Origin of the sequence: Pontibacillus salicampi, from assembly GCF_042434395.1 — a bacterium.
In the GTDB taxonomy this organism is placed as follows: domain Bacteria; phylum Bacillota; class Bacilli; order Bacillales; family BH030062; genus Pontibacillus; species Pontibacillus salicampi.
Window position 1 is genome coordinate 148,018 of record NZ_JBHLTP010000011.1, and the last position, 19,508, is coordinate 167,525.

The 19,508-nt window shown below is 39.5% G+C and carries 19 protein-coding genes; 9 read left to right on the top strand and 10 right to left on the bottom strand.

Features of this window, described 5'->3' with window-relative positions; genetic code table 11:
• Nucleotides 1-46: 46 nt before the first annotated feature.
• On the bottom strand, nucleotides 47-1,165 hold the full coding sequence (locus tag ACFFGV_RS12920) for an NAD(P)/FAD-dependent oxidoreductase (RefSeq protein WP_377348504.1): 1,119 nt from the start codon (nucleotides 1,163-1,165) through the stop codon (nucleotides 47-49).
• A gap of 185 nt (nucleotides 1,166-1,350) precedes the next feature.
• On the opposite strand from ACFFGV_RS12920, the gene ACFFGV_RS12925 reads away from it, so the two are divergent.
• The 4 genes from ACFFGV_RS12925 to ACFFGV_RS12940 all read left to right on the top strand — a co-directional run bounded on the left by ACFFGV_RS12925 (nucleotide 1,351) and on the right by ACFFGV_RS12940 (nucleotide 5,179).
• Nucleotides 1,351-1,911, top strand: a complete 561-nt coding sequence (locus tag ACFFGV_RS12925) for an RNA polymerase sigma factor (RefSeq protein WP_377348506.1) — start codon at nucleotides 1,351-1,353, stop codon at nucleotides 1,909-1,911.
• Nucleotides 1,908-2,723, top strand: coding sequence for an anti-sigma factor (locus ACFFGV_RS12930; RefSeq protein WP_377348508.1), 816 nt, complete (start codon nucleotides 1,908-1,910; stop codon nucleotides 2,721-2,723). The genes ACFFGV_RS12925 and ACFFGV_RS12930 overlap by 4 nt, the downstream gene beginning before the upstream one ends.
• 329 nt (nucleotides 2,724-3,052) lie before the next feature.
• Nucleotides 3,053-4,405, top strand: a complete 1,353-nt coding sequence (locus ACFFGV_RS12935) for a copper amine oxidase (RefSeq protein WP_377348510.1) — start codon at nucleotides 3,053-3,055, stop codon at nucleotides 4,403-4,405.
• 111 nt (nucleotides 4,406-4,516) lie between these two features.
• The gene (locus tag ACFFGV_RS12940; protein ID WP_377348512.1) at nucleotides 4,517-5,179 is read left to right on the top strand and encodes a sortase domain-containing protein; all 663 of its coding nucleotides are present in this window, start codon (nucleotides 4,517-4,519) and stop codon (nucleotides 5,177-5,179) included.
• A 70-nt stretch (nucleotides 5,180-5,249) separates the two neighbouring features.
• Here ACFFGV_RS12940 and ACFFGV_RS12945 read toward each other — a convergent pair whose 3' ends face one another.
• The 4 genes from ACFFGV_RS12945 to ACFFGV_RS12960 all read right to left on the bottom strand — a co-directional run bounded on the left by ACFFGV_RS12945 (nucleotide 5,250) and on the right by ACFFGV_RS12960 (nucleotide 9,992).
• Nucleotides 5,250-6,608: a TrkH family potassium uptake protein gene (locus ACFFGV_RS12945; RefSeq protein WP_377348514.1), complete on the bottom strand. Its 1,359-nt coding sequence runs from the start codon at nucleotides 6,606-6,608 to the stop codon at nucleotides 5,250-5,252.
• A gap of 973 nt (nucleotides 6,609-7,581) precedes the next feature.
• Complete coding sequence (gene nagE, locus ACFFGV_RS12950) at nucleotides 7,582-9,036, bottom strand: N-acetylglucosamine-specific PTS transporter subunit IIBC (protein WP_377348516.1); 1,455 nt, start codon at nucleotides 9,034-9,036, stop codon at nucleotides 7,582-7,584.
• A gap of 182 nt (nucleotides 9,037-9,218) precedes the next feature.
• Nucleotides 9,219-9,380 carry a hypothetical protein gene (locus ACFFGV_RS12955; protein WP_377348518.1) on the bottom strand — a complete coding sequence of 54 codons (162 nt, stop codon included), beginning with the start codon at nucleotides 9,378-9,380 and terminating at the stop codon, nucleotides 9,219-9,221.
• 303 nt (nucleotides 9,381-9,683) lie between these two features.
• A complete protein-coding gene (locus tag ACFFGV_RS12960) occupies nucleotides 9,684-9,992 on the bottom strand; it encodes a YciI family protein (RefSeq protein WP_377348520.1) in 309 nt (102 codons plus the stop codon).
• A 388-nt stretch (nucleotides 9,993-10,380) separates the two neighbouring features.
• Here ACFFGV_RS12960 and ACFFGV_RS12965 point away from each other — a divergent pair, with 388 nt between their 5' ends.
• The 4 genes from ACFFGV_RS12965 (at nucleotide 10,381) to ACFFGV_RS12980 (ending at nucleotide 13,887) form a co-directional block, all read left to right on the top strand.
• Nucleotides 10,381-11,163, top strand: coding sequence for a transporter substrate-binding domain-containing protein (locus ACFFGV_RS12965; RefSeq protein WP_377348522.1), 783 nt, complete (start codon nucleotides 10,381-10,383; stop codon nucleotides 11,161-11,163).
• Nucleotides 11,164-11,177: 14 nt separating this feature from the next.
• Nucleotides 11,178-11,825 (top strand): amino acid ABC transporter permease, encoded by a 648-nt coding sequence (locus ACFFGV_RS12970; protein WP_377348524.1) that lies wholly within the window; start codon nucleotides 11,178-11,180, stop codon nucleotides 11,823-11,825.
• The gene (locus tag ACFFGV_RS12975) at nucleotides 11,818-12,534 is read left to right on the top strand and encodes an amino acid ABC transporter ATP-binding protein (RefSeq protein ID WP_377348526.1); all 717 of its coding nucleotides are present in this window, start codon (nucleotides 11,818-11,820) and stop codon (nucleotides 12,532-12,534) included. Before ACFFGV_RS12970 ends, ACFFGV_RS12975 begins: the two co-directional genes overlap by 8 nt.
• 360 nt (nucleotides 12,535-12,894) lie before the next feature.
• Nucleotides 12,895-13,887, top strand: coding sequence for a zinc-binding dehydrogenase (locus ACFFGV_RS12980; RefSeq protein ID WP_377348528.1), 993 nt, complete (start codon nucleotides 12,895-12,897; stop codon nucleotides 13,885-13,887).
• Between the two features lie 51 nt (nucleotides 13,888-13,938).
• On the opposite strand, the gene ACFFGV_RS12985 is transcribed toward ACFFGV_RS12980, so the two are convergent.
• From ACFFGV_RS12985 to ACFFGV_RS13000, 4 genes are all read right to left on the bottom strand, one after another.
• Entirely contained in the window at nucleotides 13,939-14,799 is an 861-nt protein-coding gene (locus tag ACFFGV_RS12985; protein WP_377348530.1) for an N-acetylmuramoyl-L-alanine amidase family protein, read from the bottom strand.
• Between the two features lie 668 nt (nucleotides 14,800-15,467).
• Entirely contained in the window at nucleotides 15,468-15,827 is a 360-nt protein-coding gene (locus ACFFGV_RS12990; protein ID WP_377348532.1) for a hypothetical protein, read from the bottom strand.
• Nucleotides 15,828-16,706: 879 nt separating this feature from the next.
• Nucleotides 16,707-16,865: a hypothetical protein gene (locus tag ACFFGV_RS12995; RefSeq protein WP_377348534.1), complete on the bottom strand. Its 159-nt coding sequence runs from the start codon at nucleotides 16,863-16,865 to the stop codon at nucleotides 16,707-16,709.
• Nucleotides 16,866-16,983: 118 nt separating this feature from the next.
• Entirely contained in the window at nucleotides 16,984-17,208 is a 225-nt protein-coding gene (locus ACFFGV_RS13000; RefSeq protein WP_377348536.1) for a DUF3892 domain-containing protein, read from the bottom strand.
• 73 nt (nucleotides 17,209-17,281) lie between these two features.
• On the opposite strand from ACFFGV_RS13000, the gene ACFFGV_RS13005 reads away from it, so the two are divergent.
• Nucleotides 17,282-18,037: a DUF7662 domain-containing protein gene (locus ACFFGV_RS13005; RefSeq protein ID WP_377348538.1), complete on the top strand. Its 756-nt coding sequence runs from the start codon at nucleotides 17,282-17,284 to the stop codon at nucleotides 18,035-18,037.
• A 446-nt stretch (nucleotides 18,038-18,483) separates the two neighbouring features.
• Here ACFFGV_RS13005 and ACFFGV_RS13010 read toward each other — a convergent pair whose 3' ends face one another.
• On the bottom strand, nucleotides 18,484-19,446 hold the full coding sequence (locus ACFFGV_RS13010) for a sodium:calcium antiporter (RefSeq protein ID WP_377348540.1): 963 nt from the start codon (nucleotides 19,444-19,446) through the stop codon (nucleotides 18,484-18,486).
• Nucleotides 19,447-19,508 lie beyond the last annotated feature (62 nt).

The following is a 19,508-nucleotide window of genomic DNA, read 5'->3' on the forward strand; positions in this document are numbered from 1 at the left end:
ATGCATTGATTTGAGGTTGTACGATTTTAAGAGACAACCCTACGGTTTACCTCAAGGCTTTACAGACGTCATAATTTGATAAGTGCAAAGTTGTTACATCATCCATTACGAGGGCGGCTAGTTCCTTCCCAACAAAAGGGCCGCTCGTTAATCCAGAAGCACCTAAGCCATTTGCTGTATATAAGTTGGCATAACCAGGCACTTTTCCGATTACGGGTAAGGAATCGGGAGTAAAAGGACGGAATCCTACTTTAGTTTCCACATATTCACAGTCAGAAAATCCAGGAGCTACCTTAAAAGCTTTATTTAATACTTCATACACCCCGCCAGCAGTTACTCTCGTATCATTCACTCCGTCTTCTGCGGTTGCCCCAACTACGATTTGTCCGTTACCAAAGGTGAGAAAATATTGACCAAATGGGGGCATGACTACTGGCCAATCGTCTGTTTGGAACTCGTTGGTTTGCAAGTGAATGATTTGAGCCTTTTGATAGGTAACCTGAAAGGACAGCCCTAGTGGCTCTAACAATTGTTTCGCCCATGCTCCACCGGTCACCAATACATCATCCGCAACTACCTCTTTGCCATTAACTATTACACCCACTTGCTCGTCCTCTTCATGTGTCAGCTGTGCCTGGCCATGAACACGAACAGCACCATGCTTCTCAGCTGCTTGAATAAGAGCATCACGCATAGCTCTACCGTTTACTCTCGCTCCTCCACCAATATGCAAAGCGGAATATTCATCGGCTAATAATGGAAATAAGGCATGCGTCTCCTCCCTGGAAAGCTTTGTAATGCTCCCCATTTCTGGCGTGTCCTCTCTTCTTTCCAATGCGAGTTCAAATTTGCGTTGAAGCATTGATTCCTTACCTTCACCAAAAATATTAATGGCTCCAACCTTCTTATAACCTGTTTCTGCTTCTCCATCTTCTTGAAGGGAACCAACGAGAGTAGGATAATACCTAGCCCCCTCTGTTACAAGATGGTACCATTCACTATTTCGCCGCTTTGTTAACCAAGGGCACACAATACCCGCCGCAGCTTCTGTTGCCTGACCTGGATGCTTTCTATCTATAATCGTAACAGCTGCTCCATTTTTTGCTAAATGGTACGCTGTAGATGCTCCTAGAATCCCTGCTCCTATAACTATATATGATTTCACGAATAACACCTGCTTCTGTAAATTCTAATAAGCAATTGTACATCATTAAGTCTATATACTCAATTTTTGCTCCTGAATGATCCATCATGACAACTCTACCGTATCTCATTATATAGAAGCTCCTATTTTGAATGGAAGTTAAAATAGTATATCCTAGGAATAAATACATGTATAAGGAGATTCTCATGAGTGAACGAGATATTGAGCTTTATGAAAAAGTAACAAAGCAAGATAAGCAAGCTCTCGAACAGCTGTATGATCGGTATGAGAAGCTGTTATTCTCCTTTGCCTACCGGATGACAAACCGACGGGATTTGGCAGAGGAAATAGTACAGGATGTGTTCCTTAAGCTTTGGACAAAGCCAGGATTATATGATTCCTCTAAAGGGAAATTCTCATCATGGCTTTTAACTATTACTAGAAATAAAAGCATAGACGAAATGCGAAAGAAAAATGAAAACACGTATGAAATGGATGAAAGAGATTCCTTACATGAGGATCAACCCTCTATTGATGATCAAGTTATTTGGAAGGAAGAAGGAGAAAATCTCAAGGAAGCAATTCACACACTTGGAACAGAGCAACAGGAGATTATTGAATTATTTTACTTTAAAGGATTTTCACAAGCTAAAATTGCCGACAAGGTTCAGATACCTCTTGGAACGGTTAAAGGAAGATTAAGGATGGCATTAAAACACCTAAGAAAGCATGTAGATGTCACAAAACAAGGGAGGGCCAGCAGATGAGTAGTAATAGACAGTGCGATTTGTTATTAGATTATATGAATCAAACATTAACAGAGGAAGACAAAAAACAATTTGAAGCACATTTGCAAACGTGCGAAAGCTGTCAGGAAGAATGGAAAGAGTTTCAGGAGCTGACTGCCGACCTCCCTTATAGTGTGGAACCTGTCGAACCAAACGATGGCATGAAGCAAAGAGTGCTTCACCATGTTCTTGAACAGCCAGTAGAAGCAATCAGAGACACAGAAGATAAACACACAGAAGAAGCTCAGCCATCCCATGCGGAGATGGAGAAAAAAGAAACCACTGAAACACAAGCAACACTGACAGACCTAGCTGCAAAAAGATCATCAAAGAAATGGCTCCAGCCTTTACTTGCTGCCGCCCTCTTATTATCTGTTGCGGGAAACGCATATTTTATAGCAACATCAGGTAGTGATACGGAGATTTCCTTGCCAGAAGAGGGTAATGTCAATGAAGTACTTGCAAATATTGAACTTGCAGCATCTGAAGGCTATGAGAGCAACGCCCAAGCAGCAATGATTCAACAAGAAAGTAATGTCTCCCTTGTGCTCCAGGCCAATAATCTTAAAGACCTTTCTGGAGAAGAAGCTTATCAGGTTTGGTTAATTGATAAACAAGGAGAGAAATTTAGAGCTGGCACTTTTGCTCCTAACCAACAAGGAGAAGGTGGCGTAATCCATCCGGTCACCATAGATGGAGATCACGAATGGGATACCATAGCCGTTACGTTAGAGCCTACTCCCCATAGTGAACAGCCTAAAGGGAATATCGTGATGGCTTCTAAATTATAGTTAAGAAGAGAACATCAGAAAACCGTCCAGCATAGTAGCCCTGGACGGTTTGTTTAATTTTTGTCTCCCACATTTATCTCGAATTCAAGCCTTCTGCATAAGGACGTTTTTAGAAATATCAACTCTATTACCCTCATAACCTTTCCAATACATAATTTCACTATTTACATGAACCAGTTTAAGAAGTGAAAAACCTGTTGCATCCGTTATTCTAACCCTTATTTTCTGCTTTGAATTATATAAACTTCAAAAGAATTTCAAAAAAGAATGATCCAATAACTAATCTCTTCCGTTAGCTTAGTAACTAATTAAAAAGGAGAGATTTATTCATGAACATGAAAAAGACCATGATGATTATTCCACTTAGTACTACTATTCTTTTTGGGGGTACTGTTAACACTGCCCTAGCAGACCACCATAAGGAACCGAAACCAACTGTAATGACAGAAGCAGCTGAATTACGAACAAATCTCGACCACCTGCTGAGTGAGCACGCGTATCTTGCCGTTGAGGCAATGAGAAAAGGAGCAGATGGCAGTGCAGATTTCGAACAAGCTGCAGAAGCATTAAACGAAAACGCAGTTGACTTAAGTAACGCAATTGGATCTGTGTACGGTAAAGAAGCAGGAAATCAATTTGAAGATATGTGGAAAAACCATATTGGATTTTTCGTTGATTACGTAAAAGCAACTGGAGCAGGCAATGAAGAGAAAAAACAAAAAGCGCTCGATAACCTTTCTGACTATCGTCAGGAATTCTCTAAATTTCTAGAATCAGCTACCGAGGAACGACTGGAAGCAGATGCTCTTGCTGAAGGACTTCAAATGCACGTTAACCAACTAATCGGGGCATTTGACGAATATGTTGCAGGCAATTACGAGAAAGCATATGAATATGAGCGTGAAGCCATTAATCATATGTATGGAGTAAGTAAAGGATTATCAAGTGCCATTGTTCAACAATTCCCAGATAAATTTAATAACACAAAAGCAGTAACTCCAGCCACTGACCTCCGTTCCAATTTAAACCATTTATTATCTGAACACGCTGGTTTAGCAGCTATGGCTATGCAAAATGGTATTGATGGCTCAGAGGACTTCGAGGCTTCTGCTCAAGCATTAGCAAATAACACCGATGACCTTTCCAATGCTATTGCTTCAGTTTATGGAGAAGAAGCTGGAAGCAAATTTAAAGAAATGTGGTCTGGACACATTGAAGACTTTGTAAGTTATGTAAAAGCAACTGGTGCAGAGGACGAGGAGAAGCAACAGGCCGCACTAGATGCACTTGCTGACTACCGCGCTGATTTCTCTAAATTTCTGGAAACTGCTACCGAGGAGCGTCTGAAAGCAGATAACCTTGAAAAAGGATTAGAAATGCACGTAAATCAACTAATTGGTACATTTGATAGTTATGTTGCAGAAGATTATGACCAAGCATACGACGAGCTAAGAGGGGCATATAAACATATGCTTAATCCTGCTAAAGGGCTTTCCGATGCTTTTGTAAACCAATTTCCAGATGAATTTATGATGGAAATGCCTTCTGACATGCCAAAAACAGGCATGGGTGGTACTGCGGAAGAAGGTATGTCCCTTGAATATATCCTGTTAGGCGGCTTTGCATTAACACTAGCCATCAGCACAATTGCTATCAACCGAACTCGTAGAGAATCTAAATAAGAGAGAGGGCCTCCCTTCTCTCCCTACTTTCCTTCCATTTGTGCTTCCTTCATAAAAATATTTGGAGTATTGGGTGAAGCGTAAAGCATACGAAGAAGAGGTGATTATGTTATGAGAAAGCTTTCGTTCGTTGTTGTTTTCGGGGTTATATTAATAGCTCTTGCAGCATGTGGCAATCAAGGATCCACCTCTTCCGATAATCAAACGGAAACATCTAGGGAGGATACTCAAGCCTCTCAAACGAGCAATCAAGAAGCAAACACGGAAGAACAAGCGGTCCAAACATCCAAAAGTAAAGTGGAGTTTGAGAAGGATAATCGAAAAGGAATAACTCCTACTTCTATCGAAATACCAGCAATTGGTGTAAAAACATCCATTGAGCACGTAGGTACGTTAGAAAATGGTCAAATGGACGTCCCCAAAAATACCGATAACACAGCCTGGTATGAAGAAGGCCCAAAGCCAGGTGCTCCAGGTAATTCCGTTATTGCTGGACATGTAGATGATCTTACGAGCCCAGCTGTCTTTTATAAGCTTGATCAACTGAAAGAGGGAGATCAGATTATCATAAAGGGAAAATCAGGGGAAAAAGTTACGTTTGCAGTACAAGAATCGAATGTATATCCGAGAAAGGATGCACCTATAGATAAAATATTTGGGTATTCCTATCGCAGTATGCTAAATCTGATTACATGTACGGGAGAGTTTAACCCTGCCACTACCGAACGTGCAGAACGACTTGTCGTTTCGGCGAAGCTTGTGCAGCATAAATAGACCCAAAAAAACCAGCTTAAGGGATTGCCCTTAGCTGGTTTTTTATACCTTCTCATTCTTCCATATGATCCTAGCCAATTATTACGTTCTCTTTTGGCAAATGATAGGCGTCATCCCGTGTACTCCCTCTTATTAGGAATAAGAACGAGAAGATACCAATTCTGCCAATAAACATTAGTGCAATAATAACAATCTTGCCAGCTACACTAAGCTCCGAGGTAATCCCAAGAGATAACCCAGTCGTACCAAATGCAGAACATGCTTCAAACAATAATTCCAATAAAGTAAATTGAGGTTCAAATAATGTAAGTAAAACTACTCCACTCCCTACTAAGAGTGTAGCTGTAAAAATAACGATAAACGATCTTATAGTATCATTGGGGTCCACTTCTCTACGAAATAATTTAATAGAGCTCTTCCCCTTTGCGTAAAAGAATACAGAGAGAACTGCAATAGCAAAGGTCGTTGTTCTAATCCCACCCCCAACACTACTAGGAGAAGCGCCCACAAACATTAAGAAACAGATGCTTACCAGAGTGGGAGTAGAAAATTCGCTGACATCCATCGTCGCTAACCCGCCATTCCGAGTGGTTACGGATTGAAAAAGAGCGTAAAATAAAGATTGATCCCACCGTTTATCCGCTAAAAAATTATCCCACTCAAACACTAATATAACCAGCATTCCTGCCATAATTAACAACAAAAACGTAATAGTTGTTATCTTCGTAAATAAGGAAAAAGAAAGGGACGACTTTTTTTTATATCGAATAAACTCTTTTAATTCAATAAGAACTGGAAAACCGATTGCACCAAAGATAAGGAGGGCGATTTGGATTAGCTGAACAAAATAATCGTCAGCAAAGGGAACAAGAGAATCACCAGTAATATCAAATCCAGCATTGGTGGTAGCACTGACAGATGCAAATACACCCTGCATGATTGCTTCTGGCCAGGTGGGAAAATAACTAATATAGTATATGGATAATATAACAGCTCCAATTGCTTCAATGGATACCACCAAGATAAGAATTTCCTTCATCAGTTTAACGAGACCTGCCAAATTGGACTGATTTTGATCCGTCATTATTAATTTTCTTTCCCGTAGCCCAATTCGTTTACCAATCACTAAATAAATGAATGTTCCTAGAGTCATAATCCCTATACCGCCAAACTGAAGGACGAATAGGAGTACCACATACCCCAGTTCATTAAATGTGTCAGAGGTGGACACTACCGTAAGTCCTGTTACACTTATGGCGCTCACTGCTGTAAAGACAGCATCAATAAAGCTCCATTCGACATTCGGTTTATGTACCATGGGTAAGCTCAGTAAAATGGTCGAAATTACCACAGCAGCTATATAAAAAAGAACAATTATTTGAACTGGTGTCAGGTTAGAAATTGTTTTAAATCTTGAACTATGTTTCATGGCATACTCCTTGTCAGGCTCGTGCAATATTATTATTTATTATAACGCTGAAGGAACGTTTTAACATGGTTTCTTTTATTATGTTAGTTGATTTCAGTACAGAAGCCGAAACGACTCCGTTTCCAGCCCTGTGATTAAACTGTATTAACAAGCCCAAGAAATACATCTATAACAATGCTAATTCTTGTTACCTACCATAAAGACTCTTTTAATACCTAGATGATTCCTCTGTATAGCGCCCATATGCTGAAGACTTGAAGTTGAGATTTTTATTGGTCTGTTGCTGAAAGGCGAGTTGAGTGGTCGGACATAGCTCCGCTTTCCTGTGGCCCCACACGACGTGGAGTCGTTCACCGTTGCTACAGGAGGCAGCGCTTTAAGGTGAACTTCCTTACTTACGGCTGAGCCTCCTCGGACAGCAAAGGACGCTTTCCTGTGGGGGCTAGGCTCATCCATTTTTCAGACCACACCTTTGCCGTATTGGGAGGAACGGACTTCCTTACTTTCTTGATTCCATAATTATTTTTTGTCCATATATCAACCATATATCGTATAAGATGCTTCTATCTTAATGTTTAGATGTCATTTACTCTTTATTCCATTTCTTGCCCTTTTCATTCTGAGCCTATTTGAGTGGTTCTCAAAGCTAGAGAAAGAAAGCTCCTTTTAGCGTTGATTGGGCTGGAATCACGGAGACTCCAACGGAAAAACGAATGAGCAGAGACCCCGGAAGGCGGCGTTCTTTGCCGACTGAGGAGGCTCAGCCGTTCGTCCGTAGGAAAGCGGAGTGATTCCAGCCCAATCAACTACTCTTTCTATACTCCTTCTAAATTATCTCGAATCCAAGTCTTCCACTTTCTCCCCATTATATGGATAAACTAAATATCACTTTAATCCTTAACAATATTCCAATAAAAAAGAACAGCCAGAGCCCCTTTACTCTGACTGTTCCATTTTATTGGTCTAAGTCAATCTACTCTTCTTTATGCTTCCTCTGCCGTTCAATAGCGTCTGCTACAAATTGAACTGAGGTGCCTACTACTACTTGGATGTTATGAGAGTTTACGACATTTATTCCTGGAACCCCTGTGGCTTTTATTTTTGCCTGATCCACAATATCCATATCCTTCACTTCTACTCGCAAGCGTGTTACACAATTATCAATAGAAATGACATTTTCATCTCCACCTAGCCCCTCATAAATCTCTGATGCCATATAAGTGGTTGCATCATCGCTTGATTTTTCAAAGGAATCTGCCCCAATCTCTTCCCCTTCTTCCCTTCCTGGTGTCTTAATATCAAATTTCTCTATCAAGAAGCGGAAAAGTACATAATATAAAACAGCAAAGAAGAGTCCTTGAACTAACAGCATGAGTGGCATATTAGCAATTTCTAACTGAGAGCTTAAGATAAAGTCTATAAGACCGGCACTAAAGCCAAAACCTGCTGTCCAGTTAAAGAACGCTGCAACAGCAAGAGATAAACCAGTCAGTAAGGCGTGAACTACATAGAGAGCAGGCGCTAGAAACATAAAGGCAAACTCTAGAGGCTCTGTTACCCCAGTAAAGAACGAGGCGAACCCGGCTGCGAGCATAAGGGAAGCAGCTTGCTTTTTCTTTTCCGTCTTTGCCGCATGATACATAGCAAGCGCTGCCGCTGGTAAACCAAACATCATAACAGGGAAGAAGCCAGCCATATACATACCGGTTACCCCTTTCTCTCCCTCACCAGACCAGAACCTTCCAATATCATTAATCCCCGCTACATCAAACCAAAATACAGAGTTTAAAGCATGATGCAAGCCAGTTGGAATCAGCAGTCGATTGAAAAACCCATACAAACCTGCACCAATATAATCCAGCTCGCTTATTTGTTTCCCGAAGGAGACGAGCGAAGTATAAATGAACGGCCATACAAAGAATAATAGAATAGATACAAACAGCATGGTAAAAGCTGACATTATCGGAACCAGGCGCTTACCACTAAAAAATGCCAACGCATCAGGAAGCTTAACCTCACTATATTTATTGTACATAATAGAAGCTACAATCCCTGATAGAATCCCGACGAATTGGTTTTCAATTTCTGCAAAGGCAGGATTAACTTGATCTGGCTCAATTCCTTGAAATAAGGCTACACTATCAGACGAAAGTAAAGTGGTAGTCACTAAATAAGCGACGAGTCCGCTTAGTGCAGCAGATCCATCCTTGACTTTGGCCATTCCAAGTGCAACTCCAACAGCAAATAATATTGCCATATTTGAAATGAGAGATTCTCCCGCTTTCACTAAGAAAGCAGCAACAATATTGTTTCCTCCCCATCCCTCAGAGTCGATACCATAACCAACCCCCATAAGAATGGCCGCTGCTGGCAGCACAGCTACCGGAAGCATCAATGATTTCCCTAGTCGCTGTAAATAATTCATCATATGGTTCATTCCTCCCTATCTGGTATTCTTCCTTCGTACTATCCATGAAAAGTGAATAACACTTCATTGAAAGCCTTTACATACCATTGTAAAGAATGTAGCTTCTATGAACTATCGCCATGTATATATATTTTTGAAATATTATTCCATCCCCCACAAATTAGAAGCAGCTTCCTATGTAGCTAACGTGCTTTTTCTTTACTACTAGATACTATTAATTGTAGTATTCCCACTCCAACTAATCCGCCTAGGGACATCACCACAACTTTTCCCCAATTAATTGGCGGGGATAGCAGTTCAAATAAAACAACACCAATAATGAAACCAATGGCATATTTTTTCATATTTATAACCTTCGTCCAAGTGACTTATACCAATGAGAAACATTACTATGATTCATCATGTAACTTATTCTTTCTTAAATAATCTATTATTATTTCATTTTGCTGCACTTGCTTATCTGTATTCTGTTTAATGATTCTAACCCACCGAATTACAAACGCTATTAAGATAAGCGGTAACAACACCAAAATACTTCCAACAACATCCATAAATACCATGCTCCTTTCGTATTCTTCCTCATTATACTAAATGGTCCAGAAATGGGAAATGCGCACCTCTATAAAAAAGATGCGCATTTTCAATGATTATTTAAGTGTGGCGAAGACCTTTTCGACTAAAAAATGGTTTTCTGACGTTGCTTCCTCCACTTCTACTATTTTTCGCTCACGATAATAGTCTACTCTTGCAAATGGATCCTCTTCTACTATACTACGGGCCTCCTCATAATTGTCAGCTACTAAAATCATTAAAGCTGTCCCGTCTTTACAAGGACCACAAAATGGAAGTACTCCCTTTTCTTTAAGACTTTCGAGATAAGAAGCATGCTCAGCCATTAACTCTCTAGTCATTAAATTCCTGCGCTTATTAGACAAAAACACAACGAATTTCTTCATCCCTCTGTCTCCTTTATCAATAAATTTCTTCGCCTCTTATCTTACTACTTGTATAAATATGTGTATTACCATCACCTTCATTTCATTCAAGCGGAATAGAAAGTATTGTATATAATATTACACATCTTCTATTTGCTCTGTTTCCTTGCCTATATATTCGCCAAAAATTAACCAATTCCTCTACTCCACCATTAAATTGTCAGACAATTTAGCAGAAAAATTATATATATTCTGTATTCCCATTCACACCAACAATGAAAGCCGTTACAAGTTTATTTTTATACAAATTTTCGTATATTATTTTATAAAAATTCATTTAATACAAGCGTTAAGTGTGTTAATATGCATACATATTGAATATTAATACAAAAATCAGGAGGAACACACAATGAAAAAAGCATCCATCATTCTTACCATTCTAACCTTTATGATTCTCTCTGCTTGCGGAAGTTCGCAAGCTGGTACTCAAGAAGGTTCCTCATCCAAAACAATTGTTATGGGGACATCCGCTGACTATAAACCGTATGAATTCATCGATACTACATCAGGACAAGAAATAGTAGGCTTTGATATCGATATTGCTAAGCACATAGCGGATAATTTAGGATACGAGTTAGAAATAGAAGACATGGACTTTAACGGCTTAATCGCAGCCTTAAATAGTAACAAGGTGGATTTTGTTATGTCAGGAATGACACCTACAGAAGCAAGAAAGGAAAAGGTAGATTTCTCTGAAACCTATTATGTTGCAAAGGACTTTTTAATTACTAAAGAGGAAGATAACATTACTAGCTTAGAAGACTTACAAAATAAATCGGTGGGCGTACAGCTAGGCTCCATTCAGGAAGAAAGAGCTCAAGAGCTTCAAAGCAACCTCAAAGGTTTAGATATTTCCCAGCTAGATCAAATTCCTCAATTATTTCAGGAATTAAAATCAGGCCGAATTGATGCTGCTATAATCGAAAACACTGTCGCGAAAGGATATTTGGAAAAAAACGAGGATTTAACAAGTTTCACTATTAATAGCAGTGAAGAACGAGGATCTGCCGCAGCCTTTCCTAAGGACAATAAACTCGTTGAGCAATTTAACAAGGAACTTCAGAAGATGAAAGAAAGCGGAAAAATGGACGAACTCATCAACAAATGGTTCGGGGAAGAATCAACACAATAGGGAGCTGAACAACTATGCTTGAACTACTACCATCCATCCCATTTATATTAGAGGGAATCCTCGTAACCTTACAATTTGTTGTTGCTTCCGGCATTTTAGGTTTTTTTATCGGCGTCTTACTGGCGCTTGCTAAAATAGGAAAGTTCGTATGGTTAAAACGGTTCGCAGATGCTTATACTGCGTTTTTCAGAGGTACACCACTTATTTTACAGCTAGTATATATTTATTTTGTCATCCCGGAAGTAACAGGGTGGGAAATACCAAAACTAATGGCTGGAATTATCGCATTTTCCTTAAACTCAGGGGCATATGTTTCTGAAATTATTAGAGCTGGAATACAATCCGTTGATAAAGGGCAATTTGAAGCTGCTCAAGCACTAAATGTCTCCTATTGGAGGTCCATGAGGAAAATCATTCTGCCTCAAGCTATCAAGCATATACTCCCCGCTCTCATGAACGAATATATAATGCTATTGAAGGAATCTGCTGTCATTTCCGTAATTGGAGCGCATGATATTATGAGACGATCTCAAATTGTCGCCTCTGATACCTTTAACTATTTTGGAGCATTGACTATCGCTCTCATCATCTACTTTCTGATGGTACGGATACTAGAAACTTTCGGTTCGAGACTAGAGAAAAGGTTGAGATACAGTGATTAACGTTCAAGGATTATCGAAATCATTTGAAAAGCAAGAAGTGTTAGCAAACATCACAACTGAGGTTGGTAAAGGAGATGTCGTTGCTGTAATTGGACCCTCCGGTTCGGGTAAATCTACCTTTCTACGTTGTCTCAATGGTCTGGAAAAAGCCACAAAAGGGATAATACAAGTAGACGGGCTCACCTTAACTGACAGCACCCTTAGCGACATAAGAGAGAAAACAGGGATGGTGTTTCAACATTTCCATCTATTCCCTCATTTAACTGTACTGGATAACATCACCTTTGCTCCTATAGAGACAAAGAAGAAGCCTAGTAAAGATGCAAGCCATCATGCTATGTCATTGCTTGAATCTGTTGGTCTCGCTGATAAAGCAGCAGCCTTTCCCAATTCCTTATCAGGAGGGCAAAAGCAAAGGGTAGCAATTGCAAGGGCGTTGGCTATGGAGCCAGAAATCATGCTGTTTGACGAACCAACTTCAGCGTTAGATCCAGAAATGGTTAAAGAGGTGCTCGATGTAATGAAGAAGTTGGCTGAATCAGGGATGACAATGGTTATCGTTACGCATGAGATGGGGTTTGCAAGGGAGGTAGCAGACCGCATAATCTTTCTGGACAAAGGGGCAGTAGTGGAAGAAACCACACCTTACACATTTTTTCATCACCCTGAATCCGAAAGAGCTCAATCCTTCTTGGAGAAAGTATTATAACCATGCCCCACATATGATACGTGGGGTTATAATTTTCATTAGTATAATAGGAGATGAATCAACCCCATGTCAGATTAAGCCCTACTTTTTCCTAGGAAGGCTTATCCATAGTAAAGAGAAGAGCGATCCTTTTCCAGACCCGGAACAGTCCCTTCTTATCTCAAATGCAAGTCTTTCAGATGAGGACACTTTACAGTATAGCAACTACAAAGCCATCGTAAGTGAATGATAGTACCAATAGCTCAGTAGAAATACTAAATAATCGAGATGATTTTCATTGGCTCCTTCCCTCTCCACATGACAAAACTGTCCTTTAACCATTACAATGAAAGCATCATCCAAAAGGAGAGGAGTGCTTTTATGAAAGCATTTGTACACGAAGCAATCAAAGGACTAGAAGGAACAAGCTATACAGACATGGAAGATATTGCAGTAATGGATGACGAGGTAAAGGTACACATTCGTTACGCTGGTTTGAATCATCGTGATCTATTTGTGTTAGACCGACATAAGGAAGAAGATCCTCCCCTCATTATCGGCTCAGATGGTGCAGGCATAGTGGAAGCAGTAGGAAAAAATGTTCATCATCTATCAAAAGGAGATGAAGTAGTTATTAATGCAGCACTTGGCTGGCAGAAGAAAAGCGCTGCCCCCCCTCCCTCCTTTCAACTTGTAGGTCTGCCTGGACATGGAACAATGGCTGAATATATCAACGTCCCTGCTGAAAGTGTGGAGCTGAAGCCAAAGCATCTCACATGGGCTGAGGCTGGGGTCTTACCATTGGCTGCCTTAACAGCTTATCGTGCCCTTTTCACACGTGCAGAAGCGTCTGAAAATGACACTATTCTCCTCCCTGGAGTGGGTGGTGGTGCTGTAACCTATCTTATGCTCTTTGCGAAGGCTATCGGTGCAAGAGTTATTGTAACCTCTCGTTCAGAGGAGAAACGCAACCAAGCATTAGACTTAGGAGCAGATGTAGCTATTGATAGCAGTGGTAACTGGGAAGAACAATTAAATGGAGAGAAAGTGGACAAAGTAGTTGAAACAGTGGGAGCAGCTACCTTTAATAAATCTCTCGACCAGTTGAAGAAGGGTGGCACTATTGTAACATTTGGAGCATCTGCAGGTGATGAAATAACAATGGATATCCGTAAGTTCTTCTATGGACAATTCAACCTTCTCGGTACCACCATGGGATCCCATGAAGAATTCCAGGAGATGCTGGCATTTGTGGACAAGCACCAAATACGTCCGATAATCAATAGGGTATTCCCATTATCTGCAGCGAAAGAAGGAATGACCTACTTAGCACAAGGTCATCAACTTGGTAAGATAGCGATTGAAATACCTTAATATGTAGAGGATGGAAAGAATCAAACACACGTTTGATTCTTTCTATTTATCTTATGACCTATTATCTAAATACTGTTTTACTTTTTCTGCTGTGGAAAAACGATCGTCCCCTGCTAAAACGGTAAATATGTCAGCTTTCAGACCTTGTTTATCTCCGCCTACGATAAACAATTGCTCTGCGACTTTTCCTTTTTCAGCTACAAACCTTGTATAAATAGGAGCCTGCAAACGATTGGCAAGAGTTTCAGCAGAAGGGTAGTCTAAATAGGAATTAATAACTACTGCATATTTCAGCATCTCTTCTTCCTCCTCTTCCTCTTTCTTCTCCGGAATATACTTCATTCCAAAGTAGTCACATATCCCCTTCGCATGCTCTACTGCTACTTCTTTTTGAAATTTAGGATCAATCATGAGCAAGGCTTCTCTTTTATCATCCATAAACCCATTCTCACTCAAAATCGCAATCATGTTTGTCTCTCGCAGCACATGAAAATTGGCCTCATTAATACCACGCCAATTCTGATTAGTCCCTTGCTTTAAATATTTACCGATTGCTGCAGCCAGCTTACCAGCCTCTTTATTTGTATGACCAATATATACATAAATCTCATTCCCAGTTGGATTGGCCCCTCCAAAGGAACCATCAAATGCATTATAATGCACGGAAATATAGGCGTCAGCACCTGCTGCGTTTGCCTTATCTGTTCTCTCTTTTAATGGGGTGTCGGCACTTGTTGGTGCAACAAGAAGAGTCTTAAATCCACATCTTTCTAGCTCTATTCTCAAGTAATTTACAACAGCACTATTAAATTCATTTTCTTGGATAGACCTTCCCAGTTCAGATATATAAGGTGTTCGCTTACCGGGGGTATTCTTTCCATGCCCATCGTCCAAAGCAATTAACTTTGGCATACTCATCACTCCCTTATCCTCCACTAGCCCCGTTTATATTGGTACTATTAGTAATAAATGTTAATCATCCCTATTGTGAGTGTGCTCCCACACAGAAATAGTAAAAACAACCTCCTTTTTTCACAGAGAATAGGACAATTGTCACAGTTATCGAACATTATATTATCATAGCGGAGGCACAAGATATGTTAACTTATGGTAAATTTTAAAAAGAAGGGGAAGAATCGCATTACGTTGGACAATTTATAATAGTCATAAATCTATTCATTACATTATGTTCATGATTCTTTATTCCTAGATAGAGTGAGTGTTAGAGAAGAGGACTAATGAAAATAATTGAAAATGGTGTACGAAGGGGATATATTTTGAGGATGATAGCTATGCCCATTCCTTTAAATGGAACAGACAAATTGAATATGAAGAAAGTGTAAAGGGGATTCGAGTGAACAAGAGATAGTAATCAAACCCGTGATAATGGGATGTTTAGGGCAAAACAGGAAAGAGTATAGGACAAAAGAAAGCACATCTTTACAATTCCTTAAAAAATGGCTACCATCGTCCTATACTCTCTATTTCCAGAACATGCTATACTATATGTATTGAATTTTGTTGGCTGATGTCACATATTAGTAGTTGGGCCTGTTTCCTGAAGGGATGCAGGTCTTTTCTTATTGAACATCATATTTTAATTTTTTCTTTAAAACACGAAGCACCAGTTCCTCAAACAGCTCCATCCATACCGAGAGCCCACTGCCTGTCTGCAAGCAATTAAAATACGTACTACCATATATAATGGATAGGCTTGATGGTACGAATGTATAATTGTAGTCATGCCATTTCTCCTGAATCCACATCCATATTTCAACATCATCTTTTTTCCAGTCCATCTTCATGAATTCATACAAGGCAACTGCCTGGAGTGGATCTAGCTCTTTGGGATGGCGAAGTTCATCAGGATCTCCCCATTGGGCAAGCTCTAATAGTTCCAAATCAAACTGTTCTCCTAAATACTGAATAAAAGAGACCATTATCGTTCCTCCTCACCAAAAAACCCCTTTATAGGGATTAAAGCATAATTTTCCCTGATGTGAAATGTTTTTATACATATCTTAAAATAGGTTTAACAAATCGTCTGCCCTACTAGTATATGCAAAAAGCCAGCATTATGGAAAGGCTGGCTTCATTTTTATGAATGCATTCATACGTTTATTATGATAGCATACTTTCCAAATTGTTTTATCCGACATTGTTCCCTTCTATCTTCTTGAGCCTTTCTTCTATTGGTTTTATTTTCTCTATATATGATATGGATGAGTAAATGCAAACAGCCATTGATATACAAATGATCATTAATAATGCCCATATATTCTTTTTCGTTATCATACTCTTCTTAGCACTATCAATTGTGACAAAACCATTACTACTATAAAAGCTGAAAAAAAGAGCGTTATCATGGAAAACTCTAATTGGATAATGGATAGCATTATAATAGACGGTGTATAACTCGAATCATTTATATAGTATATGTTCTCTACCTTTAGTAGCCAATCGTATTGAATAACTTTTAGTTACCCCCCCCATTAAATGGTAACTAAATCCCCTCTTAAACGATTTTGATTAAAAAGTATATAACTAGCAAATAAGAAAATCCCTATTATAAAAAGATACACTAATATAAGCTTCCCTATCTCTTTCCCTTGCTGCGTGTTCATCCGCCTCTTTATTCTTCCTGAATCTCCACCACGGAACTCCATCCTTCCATGTACCTTCACCCACTTATCATTTATTTTTAAAGGGTATCATAGTCAGAAACACAAAAAAATCTCTGTCCCTATAGCAGGAACAGAGTAAGTAGGAGGATGAATATAGTAAAACCCATTGGCGGTACTAGAGTGGGTTTCAGCTAGCTAGCATACAGACATTTCTACAATCTTACCAACAGAAGCAGGAGTACTTCCATTACCTTCACTTTTTGAATCAGAGCTCTTTGCAATAAGTCCATAAACCAATGTACCAAATAAGAAAAGACCAAATATGAGCAACAACGCAATGGACAGTTTGCGCATCACGTTCTCCCCTCTCATGATGTCGTTCCAGATGAAAATGAGTTATACTTTTACTATACACAAATAGTCAGAAAATTATGCTTAAAAAAACCCTAGAGTTACAACTCCAGGGTAGACGTTAAAACAATGGCATGTTGGATAAGTTGTTGGATTCATCACTATCCGGGGTGCTTCTCAGGTGCATATCCCCATCTTTTCCTCGATTGATGTCCACATGTTCTAATAAGCCATCCAATGCCATTTGTTGCGCTTCTTTATAATCGACAATATCACCATTTGACAGCTTCATCTTAATAATACTTCCTTGACCATTTTTACGGACTGCTACAATTCTTTCAGCCAAAGTAATCGCCTCCTTACTATATTTTTAGTAATGTAATCGAATTTATGTATGGAGAAAAGAGGAGGATTAAATCGTGTACACTATTGAAAAATTGCCATTTGAATTCGTATCGATGATAGAACCAGACAAAACTGCTTCTGGAAGAGTGCTGGAGTACATCCCAGAGAACCCTTTTCAGGAGGAAGAAGAACGAGTAAACTATCCATTTGCAGGAGGTCCTTTTTGTTCCTTTTCTATTCCCACGTATGAGGAGAATGGTATATATCTTCTTCTGGTGAACGAACGGATTAATTATGTAGGAAAGTGTTCTCATCTTAGCCATTTGTTTAATAATGGATTCGGCAGTATTGTTCTGGAACGTTCCTATATTATGAATAACCTTGAACTTTGCAGAATAAATTACAAAATGCTTCAAGCTTTCTTCAAAGGAGGATCTATTACCTTATTGTTTGCTCAAACAGCAGAGGACCGTAACTGGACTACATTTCTCGCTAAGCGTTTTCTACCAGAGTGGAATATACCCTTATATAGTTCGGAGCGCTTTGTCATTCCCGATATGCCATCCTCCATGGTCGTAAAAACAAGAGGAAAATATGGTCCTCTATATGATTACTTAGAAGGCCATGGAGACGATAAGGTGTACCTTTCCTTCACAGAAATACAAGCTATTCTGGGTACTACCTTGCCCTTGTCAGCATACCGCCAATCCACTTGGTGGTCTAACGACAGCTCACATGCTCAAGCCAAAGCGTGGCTTTCTGCTGGTTTTCGTATTCAATCTGCCTATTTAGGCAACTATGTCATATTCGAACGACTAACACCTGCATAACAAATACAGCTATTGTGAAGGTATAAAAGTAGTTATAGAATATAATATTGAAAAAGCTTACATTGTTATAGAAAAAGAACATACGTTCTGTTATGATGAATAGAGAGGGAATACTCCACCTAGCTTATGACCTTCCCTATACTTAATTGGTTAGGTCGGAGTCCCTCTCCTATTGTAATTTCACATGCTTATATAAAATGATACTTTTTAATGGGAACTGTTTAAAAATGCCTGATACCATCTTTCTCAAGTTACATAGAAGATGGAACAATCTAATATCAATATTTATCTTTATCAAAGCTTACAACAAAGACCCCGGCACAATACCGAGGTCACCTGTTCACACCATTACCCTTTCCTGTACAGTCTATTTCAGGAACAAATGCTTCCAGGACTTGGAGCGTATTTTCATGGGATGGATGCACTTATAAATAGGTTACTACTAATTAAAAAATGGTATAGGACACTACAAAGTACACCAGCGTCACAAGTAAAGACGGCGCTGCATACATCCACGTATTACCTGTGCCCTTCGTTCTTAATAAATTAAACATAACCACGACAATCATAAATACACAAAGAATGGCAATGTACATGTTGCTTGTATGAACTGCCTTTAGAATGGCGCTGTCTTGATACATGACATCTGTTAAAAACAGAATCTGCAAATTGAAAAGGTTACTACCCAGAATCGAACCAATTGCCATATTGTAGTTCGCCATCTTTATTGCTGCCAGCACTGCTACAAATTCTGGCAAAGATGTTGCTGCAGCAATAAGAAAACTACCAACAAAGCTTGAATTCATCCCTGTTATCGTTGCGAGGCGATCTCCTGAAATAGAGAGTGCACTACCCGCGACAAACACAACGACTGACGCTCCAATAAACCCGTAAATGGCTGTTTTAAGGTTGTAATCTTTGTCTACCTGCTCTTCTTCTTTCTCCTCCTCACTAGAGTTAGAAAGCTTTATATAGACTGCATACATGACAAAAATAAGAACCATTTCTACCCCTACATTGAATAATTCAATGGAACCTGGATTGATAAGAGCTATAATGATAATAAGCGTAAATAATAAACCAATTAACGCTGTCGGGACATTATCACGAGCGCTAGCATGCTGAAATAGCTTCTTTCTTCTATATACCACGTCCATAGAAGCAATGATCAAAAGATTGAATACGTTACTCCCAAGCATGTTACCTACAGCAATATCAGTATTATCAATGTACACAGCTGTAAAACTTGTTGTCAGCTCAGGAAGGGAAGTGGCACCCGCAATGAGGAAGGTTCCAACTGCAGCTCCACTTAATGCTGATTTCCTGCTAATGACATCTCCAAAACGATTTAAATAGATAGCTCCCATGATTACGACGAACGCTGCTGCAATAAAAATTCCATATACCATAGTGATGTCTCCTCTCCGCCAGTTAACAGACCCTGGCCATTTAATCTCCAAGGTCTTGCGGA